The 12,678-nt window shown below is 48.5% G+C and carries 14 protein-coding genes; all 14 read right to left on the bottom strand.

From position 1 onward, the window contains the following. The 14 genes from SFW65_03225 to SFW65_03160 all read right to left on the bottom strand — a co-directional run bounded on the left by SFW65_03225 (position 1) and on the right by SFW65_03160 (position 12,460). A complete protein-coding gene (locus SFW65_03225; GenBank protein ID MDX1922126.1) occupies positions 1 to 1,209 on the bottom strand; it encodes a TcpQ domain-containing protein in 1,209 nt (402 codons plus the stop codon). 234 nt (positions 1,210 to 1,443) lie between these two features. Then, complete coding sequence (gene icmT, locus SFW65_03220; protein ID MDX1922125.1) at positions 1,444 to 1,827, bottom strand: IcmT/TraK family protein; 384 nt, start codon at positions 1,825 to 1,827, stop codon at positions 1,444 to 1,446. 139 nt (positions 1,828 to 1,966) lie between these two features. Beyond that, positions 1,967 to 3,169, bottom strand: coding sequence for an ATPase, T2SS/T4P/T4SS family (locus SFW65_03215; protein ID MDX1922124.1), 1,203 nt, complete (start codon positions 3,167 to 3,169; stop codon positions 1,967 to 1,969). Next, positions 3,148 to 4,065 carry a type IV secretory system conjugative DNA transfer family protein gene (locus tag SFW65_03210; protein ID MDX1922123.1) on the bottom strand — a complete coding sequence of 306 codons (918 nt, stop codon included), beginning with the start codon at positions 4,063 to 4,065 and terminating at the stop codon, positions 3,148 to 3,150. The genes SFW65_03215 and SFW65_03210 overlap by 22 nt, the downstream gene beginning before the upstream one ends. Then, positions 4,046 to 4,606, bottom strand: a complete 561-nt coding sequence (locus SFW65_03205) for a DotD/TraH family lipoprotein (protein MDX1922122.1) — start codon at positions 4,604 to 4,606, stop codon at positions 4,046 to 4,048. Before SFW65_03205 ends, SFW65_03210 begins: the two co-directional genes overlap by 20 nt. Positions 4,607 to 4,803: 197 nt before the next feature. Next, positions 4,804 to 5,091, bottom strand: a complete 288-nt coding sequence (locus SFW65_03200) for a hypothetical protein (GenBank protein MDX1922121.1) — start codon at positions 5,089 to 5,091, stop codon at positions 4,804 to 4,806. 25 nt (positions 5,092 to 5,116) lie between these two features. Further along, positions 5,117 to 6,169, bottom strand: coding sequence for a thioredoxin fold domain-containing protein (locus SFW65_03195; GenBank protein ID MDX1922120.1), 1,053 nt, complete (start codon positions 6,167 to 6,169; stop codon positions 5,117 to 5,119). Positions 6,170 to 6,200: 31 nt separating this feature from the next. Continuing rightward, positions 6,201 to 6,713 carry a lytic transglycosylase domain-containing protein gene (locus SFW65_03190; GenBank protein MDX1922119.1) on the bottom strand — a complete coding sequence of 171 codons (513 nt, stop codon included), beginning with the start codon at positions 6,711 to 6,713 and terminating at the stop codon, positions 6,201 to 6,203. Then, positions 6,713 to 7,588, bottom strand: a complete 876-nt coding sequence (locus SFW65_03185; protein ID MDX1922118.1) for a hypothetical protein — start codon at positions 7,586 to 7,588, stop codon at positions 6,713 to 6,715. Before SFW65_03185 ends, SFW65_03190 begins: the two co-directional genes overlap by 1 nt. A gap of 239 nt (positions 7,589 to 7,827) precedes the next feature. Next, a complete protein-coding gene (locus SFW65_03180; protein MDX1922117.1) occupies positions 7,828 to 9,492 on the bottom strand; it encodes a hypothetical protein in 1,665 nt (554 codons plus the stop codon). 10 nt (positions 9,493 to 9,502) lie between these two features. After that, a complete protein-coding gene (locus SFW65_03175) occupies positions 9,503 to 9,751 on the bottom strand; it encodes a hypothetical protein (protein ID MDX1922116.1) in 249 nt (82 codons plus the stop codon). Between the two features lie 14 nt (positions 9,752 to 9,765). Then, complete coding sequence (locus SFW65_03170) at positions 9,766 to 10,116, bottom strand: hypothetical protein (protein ID MDX1922115.1); 351 nt, start codon at positions 10,114 to 10,116, stop codon at positions 9,766 to 9,768. A 239-nt stretch (positions 10,117 to 10,355) separates the two neighbouring features. Then, positions 10,356 to 11,900, bottom strand: coding sequence for a hypothetical protein (locus SFW65_03165; protein ID MDX1922114.1), 1,545 nt, complete (start codon positions 11,898 to 11,900; stop codon positions 10,356 to 10,358). Continuing rightward, positions 11,900 to 12,460: a hypothetical protein gene (locus SFW65_03160; GenBank protein ID MDX1922113.1), complete on the bottom strand. Its 561-nt coding sequence runs from the start codon at positions 12,458 to 12,460 to the stop codon at positions 11,900 to 11,902. The genes SFW65_03165 and SFW65_03160 overlap by 1 nt, the downstream gene beginning before the upstream one ends. Positions 12,461 to 12,678 lie beyond the last annotated feature (218 nt).

The raw sequence follows: 12,678 nt of genomic DNA, 5'->3' as shown, positions 1-12,678 counted from the left end.
TTAGTCCCCATAGTGATTACCGTTAGCTTCAACAATCAAGATCGATTGTCCGGCTGCCGGGTTGTAATGCAAACGTCCACGCGGCGTTGGCTTCGCGCCATCAAATCCGATAAGCAGTACACGCACCGCTTCTTCAAAAGTGCCGGTCATATTCATCGATGCCATAATCGGGTAATCAAATTCAGCCGTCCAATTCAACTCAACCCCAACGCGCGTACACCATTCTTGCAACAATTGGCGAAGCGTTTGGCCTGGACGCGCTTCCCATGTTTGCGACTGAAACACCAACGGGTTTTCGATTTGCAATGGCTGCGGGCCAGCAACAGGAGCTGGCGCAACTTGCATCATCGGTTGTTGCATCATCACCATTTGTTGCCCTTGCGGCATCATCATTGGTTGCATTTGCGGCTGTGGTTGCATCATGACCGGTTGCTGCATCACCATTTGTGGCTGCGGTTGCATCATCACGGGCTGCATGGGTTGCGGCTGCATCACTGGCTGTTGCATGATGATTTGTGGTTGAGGTTGTTGCATCACCATTTGTGGTTGTGGCTGCATAACAGGCTGTGTGTCCATCGGCATTGGCTGCGGATCCATTACCACTGGCTGCTGCACAACAACGGGCGCAGGTTGCGGCATTGCGCGCGGTGTGCCACTGATGATGGCAGGCGATGCACCATTACCATTAATTGCAACTGAACGACCATTTACAGCATAGCTTAAACCTGCCTGGCCAAGCATATCTTGCAATACCGCTGACCAAGGACGGCCACCGCGCCAGCTAACCAGCTGGCCAGCATCAACACCATCACCCAGTGTGTAACCATAGCCTTGCGGAAGGATTTGTTGAATAGCAACGGTCAGCGGAACTTTATCGCCAAATCCTTCAACTACGGGTTCCATTGCCATGGATGGCGCGGATGGAGATGCTGCCCCACGTGCAGAAGGTTGTGCTTGAGGAGTACGCGGCGCTGCGGGTGCATTTGCATTTCCAGAACGCCCCTGAATAACAACTGGCGGCTGATCAATAATTCCTTGGCTTGGAGCGGCTGCGGCATTCGTGCCGGAATTTGCAACCCTGAAACCGATTTGTTTAGCTGTCGAAGAACCTAGCGTTACAGCTTTTAAGTCGTGAGCAATTAACGCAATCGATAAAAATGAAACGATGGTAATAGCCTTATAAAATAGTCCCATTTGACTTCTTTTCATGTTCATTCCTGCCTTTAAAAAATCCCCTCTTGCACCAAAAATCGATGCACGACTATCGTGAGGGTACTCAATTGGCTTACGCATCTTAGGGAAGAAGATTCTTATTCGCCAAACGTTTAGCCGCGTCGCGAAAGCGAGAGAATAGCAAGTGTGATGCTTGTGCAACAATTTTCTGGCCTTACAGCCAAAGCAGAGCCTAAATAGTTTCGAATGTATTAACTTTTGGTTGATTTTCTATTGAGATTTTTTGGCAGGGGGAACAGTTGCCTTATTCTGTGCACTGCCAACTGATTCGGCTGGATTATTTTTTCCACCGGGCGCAAATCCGGTTTTTGGAACGGGTTTCTCGTTGATAAACCGTTCTGGCAAAGGCTCGAATGCAAAATCGACCATGCGCGTTAAATCACTGGGTCGGTAATTCGGACGCTTCTTGGTAACAATCCACACGCGGAAAGCGCGCAGCGCCGCAAAGAAACTTAACCCGCGCTGCTCAAGGAAATAAAACACCACCATCACAAACACGGCGAATATCATGGTATAGATACGCATGTGCAAAAGCATGACCAGTACCGGCCATGCCGCACGGGCATCCAGCATAAAGAAGCGCGCGGGCTTCATACTATTTCGCCAGTGTGTATCCAAAGCGGGGTTCCAAAAGAAGTATTAGCGGTTAATCATCATGAAATCATAAAACCTATTTGCTAACGACTAATTACCGGTGCCGTTAATGCAATAATAACGCACTTGGATGCAACGCTTACTGCGCGTGACCAGCTGGTTTTTCATCAATATTTTCTTCGCCAAAGCCGCGGGACAGCAACAGATAATGGCGGCGGTCAATCAAGCCCTGGCTATAAATCGCATTCGCGGATTTTTGCATGGTGCGACCATATTTTTCGAGCATGTTCTGGGTTTCTGCGGTCCAGTTTTCCAATGGCGTTTCCAAAAGATGTTCGCGTACATGTTCATCAAAAATCAGATATTCGCGCAGCGCAATACGTCCGCCGCCCACACGGGGAACTAGCGCTTGCGTGACAATCAAACGCGTCGTTTCAATCAGCGCATAGGCGCGTTCAAGACGTTCGCCTGATTCAAACACACTCACCAGACGGCGAACTGTTGCCGCAACACCAATCGTATGGGTTGTGGCATAGACCAAGTGACCTGTTTGTCCTGCTTCAATCGCGGCAGAAACTGTTTCACGGTCACGCGCTTCACCGACCAGAATGATGTTGGGTTTGCGGCGGAGCGAGTTACGCACACCAGCAGCAAAGCTTGGCAGGTTGCGCGGAATTTCACTTTGCGCGATGACGCTATGCGGGCCGATAATCTGGTCATACACATATTCAATCGGCGCTTCATAGGTCAGCATTTTTCCGGCGCCCTCGGGGCGTTCGATGAGCATCCGTGTACCAGCGGCCAGCAGCGTTGTTTTACCAGAACCCGTTGGGCCAGTTACAAACACAAGGCCCTGACGTGGTGACCATGCATCGATCAATTCTTTTTCAATTCCCAAATCGCTCATGCGTGGAGGAATGTTGGGAAGAACGCGCATGGTAATGGAAACACCGTCACGCCCCTTGCTTAAAATTGCGGTGATGTTAACGCGGAAGCGGAAGCGCGTATTTCGATCAACACGGATTTCATAAGACAAATCCAGATCTTTACCCGCCGTCAACGCGGCCATCGCGTCGAGACCATACATCTTGGTAACAAACGCAGCGATGTCGGCACTGTCGATCGAACGGCGCGTTACCGGAAATAATTTTCCATCGACTTCAATATACGTCGGACGATCCGATTGAATGGTAATATCGCTGGCGCGTTGCATCACGCACCACAAAATCAAATCATCAACCAGCTCGACGCGAATACGCGGCGGTTCATCCGGCCAGAAATCCATTTCCTGGGAACCGACTACAAGACCTTGACCTTGTGCTAGCGCGGAGCCGTGATCCATCGTTCACTCTTCGGGTTAAATTGCGAGGGGCCGGTAATGACGAGGCCGCGATCGCCAATACGCATTTCGCTGCCACCACCGGTTACGCCTCTGTCTTCCTGCGTGGCGTAAGGCGGCGTGATAATGCCCTGAGCCAACAGTTCACGATACCTTACCATTCCTAAATAATCCGTATTCAAACGGTCTAAATCGGCCTGAAATATGTCATCTGCCTGCTTAATTCCCTCTTCCCAGCCAAGAGCCAGCTGGCGGCGCCAATGCAGCAGCTCTTCCTCATTTTTAGGGACAAGGGCGCTAGGGGGTGGCTCTACCCTACCCCAATCACGTTCCAGATAAGCGCGCCAGTTTTTTGGCGCGGTGACAATACGCGCATTCCGGTTAATGCGGTACACGCGGTCAGCAACGGCTGCATTTTGTCCGCCTGAATTGATAATCACGGCTTTTTGGGCTTCAGTGACAACGGGTGGTTCAATCATCAAGCCGGATGGCGCCGCAATCAGCAAATTGCCGAAATTGAAAATCTTGGAAATATTTCCTTCGTTTTCTGCAAGGCGCCGCTGGATTTGGAATGTGCGCCATGCAAGGCCGCCACGCGCGCCATACGACAACGCGGCTTCTTTCAATGCATCAACGCGAATTTGTACGCCAATTTTTTTCTTGGCTTCTTCTTCGTGCTCGTCATCATCCTCATCTTTAATCTTCAGCCATGATTGCATCTGGTTGAAATTGGGTGGCGGCGGAGCAGGCGCATCACGGTTTTCTTCATTGTCGGCATGCGCAACATGACTGAATACAATCAGCAATGCACAAACCATCAGCGCAGCAAAAAAGCTTTTAAAGCTTTTTGCAGGCGGCTTTTCCAAATGAGCACGATGATTAGTAATAGTTGAGTCCATCGGTCGGTGCATAATGCAGATCAAGCGTTCTATTCGTTGGGTCGATAATCAAGTCAGCCCGCCGCCCAGCCTGCGCACCAATATCCTGAAGAATTTTGCTGATGGGCTCTTGGTGTGCATCAACACTTACCACCATTGGCAACGGCGGTTCTTTACCGGTCACTTTAAAGCTTAAACCGGCCATTTCTGAAAGCGTGCGGGTGATTTGATCAATCGGGCCTGTCCACGTGACAGACGTGATTTGCGATGTTCCGGGCAGCGATGTGCCAAGGCCATCTTGTGTTGGAAGCGGCGTACGGAATGATTCAATTTGCGCCATTTTATTCTGAGCTTGCGTTGCACGTTCTGCTGCCTGCGCCAAACGTAACCCGACAGGGTCAGGATCAACAGGCGTTGCATAGACAGGGAGTAATGCCGGATTTTGAATATCATCATCGGCACATGCGGTCAGGTTGAGCGCAGCCACTACAACACCCAGCATGGCACACACCCGTAAAGCATTAGTGGCAATCGTGGAATATGAAGCGCGTTTTATCGCCATGAGTGTTCCGGTCTAAATTCCGCATATACGTGGTCAATTCGCAGCCAGTCCGCTGGCTAAACTCTAACCAGCTGATTCGCTTAATGAAAAACTATGACTTGCCAGATGAATCGTTACAAGAGTCTGCGCTGAATCAGCCCAAAGCCTGTGTCATATTTGCGACGGTGAAAACAGAGTGAAGCAGGAAGTAGAGTCTACTAGGGTTTCAAGTTGTAATACGCAAACCCGCCCAAACACAGGGTTGGCAATATCATCACGAGGCCGGTAAACCAAATGCCCTTAATCAGATAAAAAACGGTCAGAACCGCAAATATGGCAGCTGCCGCACCGTAAATTGCGGCGGCACGCGGCAATGTTGATTCTGGTGTGGTTGGCCGTTCAACAGGCTTTGCAAGCGGACCGGATGTATAGACCGCAATACCGCTTTTTGGCTTCTGCGCTGAAGCGGATGGTTTGCCCTTAAACATATCCAACATATTGCCCATAGCTCTGCCCCGTTAAGTGTTCGACTTATCTGATATCCGACATAATTTCATCGATGCTTTTTGGTTCGCCCATAATCAAGCGAACCTTGCCATTTTTACCGTGATACAAAATGGTTGGCGTTTGATTAACGCCCCATTCTTTGATCAAAGATGTATTGGCAAAAACACCTTTTTCTTTTTCGGTATCTTGCGGGCCAATTCTGAAAACGCCTTCATCGCCTGCTACACGTTTCTTCCATGCTTCATAGGGATCTTTTTTAGAAAGCCAATTCGCCGCTTCCAATTCCGATTGCGGACTAAGCGCTTTAATTGGAACCATGGTTACACGCAGTTTTCCACCTTCCACCAATGGTTGGAAATTCTTCCACGTTTCATGGCAGTGCGGGCAGTTCACATCCATAATCATGATAAGTTGCGGCGCGCTTTCTTTACCAAAGGTCACGTTGGCTGCTTTTAAAAGTTCGCCATAAAATTTTTCGCTGGGCGATTCCGCAACTGGCTTTGCCGGCGCTGGCGCAACACCGGTTGCAGCATGCAATACATCGTTGGATGCTGCCGATGGGGGTTTAGGTGGCTGCCCCGTGACTGCTGCGGAGCCTTTGAGAATTTTCTGAATTTCTGGATTACTGCTTGCCAGCACCATCACTTGTTGCTGCGATACATTCGCGCCTTCGGGCGATAACAACGCGCCAACCAATAATGCTTTTTGATCCGGGGTGGTGTAAATGATTTGCACTTGGCCATCCTTCACTACAAACCATCCGTGCAAGCCAAGGTTTTCACCAAGATAGTAAATCGTTGCGCCAATTTTGCGCATATTTTGCATGAACAGAATATTCGAAGTGTCCGGAACATTTGCAGTTGCCGGATCAGGAACCGGCGCCGATGGGGCCGGAACCGCTGCTTCAGGTGTTGGCTCGGCTGTAGCTGTGGCGCCTGGTGACGGGGCCAACGGCACGACAGCTTCTTTAGTTTCTTTTTTTGCGAAGGCCGCAGTCGGGGTTATAAAACATGCGCCGATTACAAGAGCGGCCAAAACGGATTTCATACACATCAATTTCATGGGTGCGAGTTTCATCAAAGCGCCTTAAAACAACTTAGTTGAAGGACTAGTTTACATCCGCAACGCGAATGGTTTTTCCTTTGCGATTGCCAGTATCCCGAACCGCCACAGGCGCACCACCACCATTGCCATTATTAGAATAGTCAATCAGACCTTGCCTATCCATAGCTTTGATAACTTTATACGCATAATTATGGCCAAATTCCGGAGTCGCGGAGTGATAGCGCGCAATTCCGTTGAACAAATTCCCACCAGCTTGATCAAGCTTTTGGCGAAGAATCCATGCTGATACATGCAAGTTCACGCATGAATTATCTCGCACCCATTTATGCGCCGTCTTCTTATCGACCTGCCAGTACTTGGCCAATTGAGGAATCCACAACGTATTAACCTGCATCGGCCCCAAATCATAGGTACCGTTTACATTCGGACCAACTTCTTGTCCGACTTTTCCACCTTCAACATGCAGAATGCCAACCATCACTTGCGGCGGGACCGCATAGGTTTGCGCCGAAAGCATGAGGCAGGATGCAAAAATCTGTAAGGGCGTCATAGCCATCACTCCATCTGCTGTTCGTCAAGACGCGCCGATTCCGGTACATCAAGATAAGTAATCAGTGTCGCAAGCATCGCCATGCGTTGATCAAATGATTGCCATACAAAATGCAGCGGGGGCATATTATCGTGCTCTTTAAAATAAACGTCGCGTTCTTCCTTATCCATATAAAGCAAACGATCGGCTTCTGCAAAGTGGCAATCGGAATACAAATAACCAGCGGCTAGCAGCACGCTCCAGCACAATAAACGCCAGTCTTTTGGGGTACATCCGGCAGGGGCCAAACTGCGGGTTACTTGGTCTGCAGTCTTTAATAAACGCTCGGCAACCTGCGCCAAAAGTAAATGTTCAGCGCGGCCAAAGGAATATTGGGCAACCGCATTAACAACCGGAACCAGCGCTTCCAGCATCTTGGCACGGAACACCCCTAATGTGTTGGGAACAGACTCGCCCTCTGCAACGCTCTGGCTTTGGAATTTCTCTTTGATCTCAAAGGTGGTCTTGGCGATATTTACCGCTTCTTCAGCGGCAATCACAGCGCCAGTCGCACGGTAACGCGCAGCAACAGTCTGGGTTGCCGCATGCACAATCATCCAACGAACGCTGTCTTCAATTGCGCCGCCAGATTCATTAAAATTTTCGGTCGTTGCTTTGGAGAGCGCCATCGCTCCCTCAACTAATGTGCCGAGCGTCTGCGCTTCTTCTTCGGGGGTCGGGGTTTGCGGATTTTCTTTATTGGCATTTTTAACTTCCGCCATCGCTTGCAAAAGCGGCGTAACAACATGTTTGAGCACGGCAACGCGCGCATGCAACTTCATGCGGTTACCGCTCGGTTGCGCGGCAGTGCTGGTGGTCTTTAAAGCAGCGGCTTCACTCATGTGAATATAGGGTATGGCCCCAAGGGTTAAAAAATTGGTTAAAAACTATTCTAAAGTCGGTTGGCGAGACATAAATGATAAGCGGTATTGATTGATAGAACCTTATCAATCAAGCGCTTAGCTTGCCCTAATCTCAAAATTTCGACATGAATGGCCAATTTCAGGCCAAAAAACAAGGCCATAAATAAAAACCCGCCCCAATCGTGCGGATTGGGGCGGGTTCTATTCCTTAAACTATTCTACTTAGCTGACACAAGTAATGGCTCGGTAATGAAGTTTGATGCGTCAACTGATTTACCCAGAGTTGGTAATGCTTCACGTAAAGCAAGCTGAGTAGCAGCCCCTGCCACTGAATCAATCTGTTCAGGCGAGAGCAGCGCAGTCATGCCAGAGAAACGCATATCGCCTTTGGTTGGAATAAGCGTCTTCATATCCACTCCCACATCAGAAAATAATTCTGCAAGGGTTGTTGGTCCTGGCTCTGGTTCATTAAACGCATAGAGAGAATAGGCAGTGCCCAGTTTATACTCTCTGATCATGTTTGCATATTGAACTTCAAGCTGCTTATTGATGCCTTTCAGCTCTTCACGCCAAGCCAAACGCGTTTTCATGAAAGATCCATCCTTAACACGTGCCAAGAAAGTCGGGCTTTGCATGTATAGTGCAATCTGGCTGATGCTTTCCTGCATTGCGGCATCACCCTGACAGTTCGAAGAACCTTGCGGTGATCCAAGCTGGTCACGTTCGCCGCGGCTTGCCTGGTTTGCAGCAACACCGAGTTTCAGAATATCGCCACCATTCACGCCAGGTTGTTTTGCAGCGTCTTTCATAGTTCTGCGGGCAACCATTTCACGGCACTTCACAACATCATCGCGCGACATTTCTGGCGGTGAAGTCTTACCTTCTTGCTGCAAGATTTCACGGCAAGCCTTATAGTCAGCGCCCCAATCACTATCCGGGCGTGACGTGCGCGACGCAGAACCATCCGCTACACAACCAATTGCGCCAAAGTTTTGGGTTGCGCGCGTAGCTTCACCAATAAAGGTGCCATACGCTACTTTTTCTATATAGGCAGGATCAAGCTCGACGTATTTGGCGAGCTGTTTTAGACCTTTCTTGGTCCGCTCACTGGTTCTGGCTGGATTACGCAGCAAATCACCCGTTGGCATTGCCTGACCATAACGCGTACCAACACACGCAACAGTAGCCAGCATCGCATTTGCACCAGGGCTACCAGGTTTGGTTTCAATATTTTTTACTGTGGCCCATTTTGCGGGGTTACAGAATGTTCCGGCATATTTTCCGCTCGATGAGCAACCCGCACGTTTTGCTTCACTTTGCGTCATCGCGCCTGCTTCACATCCTGCGGCTACAACTTTTTCCATGACCTCTTCTTTGGTCATGTCTTCGCCCATTGGAATAAGACTTTCGCCCATTTCCGATGTTTGTTTTTTCCACATGCCTGTGGCGTTGGTATCAGCTTCTGACCATCCGGTTGCACCAACCAGCTCGAACGCTGCTGCAACCTTTGGCGCTTCATTCGCCATACCAATTGCAAGATTTGCCGATTGCATTGCACCAGCACGGGCATCGCGCGCCATCGCTTCCGCCAAGCGCATGCTTAGCTGGTCGCGCTGTGCATCACGCGCTGTATCTGCGCCTGATAGTTTTTCAAGGCGACGCTCTACGTTATTGATAGCATCGGTTACCGTTTGCAACCCTTCTTGAATTTTTAATAGGCCGATATCGGATGCTGGCGGCCCGCCAAGTCCCTTGGGAGCAATAAGCGCTTTAGTATCAAGCGCTGCGTGCAGCCCCACAGAAAAAAGTCCGACGGTGAATACGACACCCGTAATAATCGCACCCTTACCTACCGCTGCAAAAAATGATTGAAAGTTTTTCATGTCGGTTCTCCTAGCATTTTAAATTGCGCCAAGTTGCATTGCACTTCTCAGGATCTTTTGATTTTTGATTTTGCTTGCCCTGTCCTTTTTCGTCTTTGGTCTTTCCGGCTTTCTTTTGTTCAACAAGCTTCTTCTCTTTTTCTTCTTCTTCGCCAGCTTCTTCTGGTGACAGGCCTGTCGCATAAACAATCGCGGGACGTTCAATAACCATGAACAAGGAAAAACATGCGGCCAATGTTAAATAGTGGATTTTTTTCATCTGCACTCTCCTGATTAGTTATTGCAGCCATCAAACAAATCGCCGCCCAACTTATCGGTTATGCCTTTGGCAGCATCATAAGTTGGCCATGTGTCATCAACATAAGGCGTTGCTTTTTTTCCAGCTTCTTTTTGTTGCTGCCGCACTTTGTCAGCATTCATTCTTTTTTCGTAACATCTGATCTGCTTGAATGCGTCTGCCATTTTATCCTTGGCTTCATCCTTCAGCTTTTGTTGGAATTCCTGGGTATAGGCCTGAAAATCTTCCTGATCATAGGTTGCAGCAAAAGATTGTGAGCAAGGCGAAACGAACGCTACAGCTGCGAAAAGGGAAACCATGAAAAACTTGCGAAAATCAACGCGCATAGGATATCTCCCTAAAATTCTTAATAAATTTAGCCTAATTTGCTCTTAGATTCTTAACAGAGGCTTAATTTACTTTCATCATGGGACACGATGATTCGTACACGAACATCTGAAATAGCTGTGAGTATTTCAGTGTCGATATAATGTTTTTGGTATCTGATGCAGTGCGCACAAAAGTAATTTTCGCTTAACCAAGGTAAATTGGAAAAGCAAAATGAATCACAGATTATCGTGTGGATTTATTGTGGTGGCAGAACAGGAAATTCCTGCGTCAATGGGCCTAGCACCCCATTTGAAGATGCTTTAGGTGCACTTACCTTCAGCCCCATTTCTTTTAAGGCATCGGTTACTTCGGCTGCCTTGTCAGAAATAGCCGGGATTATTTTTTTCTTCGCCTTTCCGTCAAGACGCACTTCCTGCGGCTTGGTTGAATAGACACCCGCATTCATGACTTGAATGGCGCTGGTCAATTGGCGAATGGCGCTTAGCAATTCTCGATTATCGCTATCAATGGAAGCAACTTTGCGTGCTGCCAAATCCCTATCAAGTTCGGTTAGACCATTTGTATTTCGACCGGTTCCCAAACTTGCCATTTGCATGTTGTTGTAATCAACACCTTCAATGGTCGCGCTTTCCAAATCTTCCAGAACTCGCTTCAAATCACGATTGCTTGCCTGTTGTTCCTTGTTATACCGCAGCTGCAATATCTTGCCTTCACGGAACAACATTTTACTCAAGCAAAAGCCGGATGGCGGCAACCCAAAGGGCTGCGTCTTGTTATCACGCGTGGTGCCGGAATATTTCTGCTGCAAGAGGCTATACACACTGCCAGCGCCGCCTTGAATACCCTTCATGCAATCCGTTGATGCAATAGGAACCGATACACGGTCTCTGAACTCTTCCCATAATCCACCCTTAGTACCGCCCACCATACCAACGCGATTGAACTTGGAATCTAAAAGATTGGTACCATTATCATTCGATGCTTCTTCCTTGGTCGGGAAAGAGCTTGAAATCGGATATTGGTTGGCAATGGACAACAGTGCCGCGATGCACTCTTTGTTGCGCTGGTTTGGTGTCCAAGATGCAGGATTTTTCATCTGCTGGAATTCCTGATTAACCGATTGCATGTCGCATGGAATGCTAAGCTTCACGCCAATCGCCTTGTAGGGGTTGATATGTGCGCCTTCCACCAGCTTGTCAGCTTCAACGTCACAATTACCAACCTCCTTTCCGGTTGCGCCCAGTTTGCACCAGATTTGCGATTTATATTTTGCTGAAACCGTGGTTGCAAGAAACACGCTTTTATACATTCCGTTTGTAATAATATCCATCGCCTGCCCGGTTGCGTTGGAGGCAGCCACTTCGATTGTTCCGGCACTTTGGTTTGCGGTAGCAATCGCGCATGAAAGGTTCGACATTTCAGGATAGCTTCTGGCGATTTCATCATCACGTAAACGGCGCTCGCGCTCCCATGCCGTTTGTTGTTCATAGGTTGAGCGCTGAATGTCGGTCTGGGTTTGCAAACGCTCGGTGCTTAAATTGGTTCCGCCATTATCCGCATTCTGACGGTAGATTTGCTGTAACAATGGAATAACTTGATTGGCAGGATCCCCATTTACAAACCCGTTATTGCCGCCGCCTAATCCTTGGCCAAACAAGGCGCTTACCAAACTGGTCAACGCATCTGCGCGGGAAGGCGTTGGTGTGCTCACGATGAGTAGCAATGCAAGGGCAAGGCTTTTTAAAACGAGCTGTGATGGCAAAATCGATTTCATCATCATCACCAATATAATTCGGGGCTGCTGTAATTACCGCCGCCCGAGAAGCTGGAGCCGCCTGTTATAGGCGTTACTTGAATAAGCTGCGTGCCGGGGCAGTAATTATTTTTGTTCAAATTAAAGTTCAGAAAGCTAGTATCAAAATATACATTCGAAAAATTAGGGACGCAGGTTTTCGCAGCCAGATTTTGAATGGGGGCTATTGCTGCCTTGCAAGCTTTTTGGAATAGCTGGTTAATCAAGTTATTCACCTGCCCGGTCAAGCTGCCCACCAGACTTTGGCCGATTTGATCAAAGCTGGATGTAATCTGCGCGCCGCAGAATAAACTGTCAAAACTGTTAGGTTGGCCATAGCCGCCTTCAAATCGCGCAATATCTTTCATAATCGCATTTTGGCGCATTTGTTCCGAACGCGCCTTGATTTGCGGATCGCAATAAAGTTCAGCGCGCGTAGCAGAGGGGATGAACAGTGAGATCAGTAGCGCCAGCGCGCAAACGAAATGGTTCAAAGCAATATGCGATTGGGTGGATTTGCGTTCAAAAAAAGCTGTCCGGTTTGTCACGCTTTCAAATCCTCTTGGTAAAATTCTTGTGGTTAATAGCGCGCCGATAATCCGCGGCAGGCGCTCAAAAAACCTAATACCATTCAAACTATTAGAAGCATTATTATAGTAAAAACACCTTTAAGATTATATGAAACAAAACTTAATATTCCGATAAGGAATGGTTAACACAGATCCTATGGACTGAATAATAATGTGCAGCCACCTGGAATAGCGAT

Source organism: Alphaproteobacteria bacterium (assembly GCA_033762625.1).
Classification (GTDB): Bacteria; Pseudomonadota; Alphaproteobacteria; order UBA9219; family RGZA01; genus RGZA01.
This window is presented reverse-complemented; position numbering and strand designations above follow the sequence as displayed.

What these genes read in the sequence shown, in the direction of transcription:
- SFW65_03225 (MDX1922126.1), bottom strand. Translation starts at nt 1,209, where the DNA reads ATGAAAAGAAGTCAAATGGGACTATTTTATAAGGCTATTACCATCGTT.
- icmT (MDX1922125.1), bottom strand. Translation starts at nt 1,827, where the DNA reads ATGAAGCCCGCGCGCTTCTTTATGCTGGATGCCCGTGCGGCATGGCCG.
- SFW65_03215 (MDX1922124.1), bottom strand. Translation starts at nt 3,169, where the DNA reads ATGGATCACGGCTCCGCGCTAGCACAAGGTCAAGGTCTTGTAGTCGGT.
- SFW65_03210 (MDX1922123.1), bottom strand. Translation starts at nt 4,065, where the DNA reads ATGGACTCAACTATTACTAATCATCGTGCTCATTTGGAAAAGCCGCCT.
- SFW65_03205 (MDX1922122.1), bottom strand. Translation starts at nt 4,606, where the DNA reads ATGGCGATAAAACGCGCTTCATATTCCACGATTGCCACTAATGCTTTA.
- SFW65_03200 (MDX1922121.1), bottom strand. Translation starts at nt 5,091, where the DNA reads ATGGGCAATATGTTGGATATGTTTAAGGGCAAACCATCCGCTTCAGCG.
- SFW65_03195 (MDX1922120.1), bottom strand. Translation starts at nt 6,169, where the DNA reads ATGAAACTCGCACCCATGAAATTGATGTGTATGAAATCCGTTTTGGCC.
- SFW65_03190 (MDX1922119.1), bottom strand. Translation starts at nt 6,713, where the DNA reads ATGGCTATGACGCCCTTACAGATTTTTGCATCCTGCCTCATGCTTTCG.
- SFW65_03185 (MDX1922118.1), bottom strand. Translation starts at nt 7,588, where the DNA reads ATGAGTGAAGCCGCTGCTTTAAAGACCACCAGCACTGCCGCGCAACCG.
- SFW65_03180 (MDX1922117.1), bottom strand. Translation starts at nt 9,492, where the DNA reads ATGAAAAACTTTCAATCATTTTTTGCAGCGGTAGGTAAGGGTGCGATT.
- SFW65_03175 (MDX1922116.1), bottom strand. Translation starts at nt 9,751, where the DNA reads ATGAAAAAAATCCACTATTTAACATTGGCCGCATGTTTTTCCTTGTTC.
- SFW65_03170 (MDX1922115.1), bottom strand. Translation starts at nt 10,116, where the DNA reads ATGCGCGTTGATTTTCGCAAGTTTTTCATGGTTTCCCTTTTCGCAGCT.
- SFW65_03165 (MDX1922114.1), bottom strand. Translation starts at nt 11,900, where the DNA reads ATGATGATGAAATCGATTTTGCCATCACAGCTCGTTTTAAAAAGCCTT.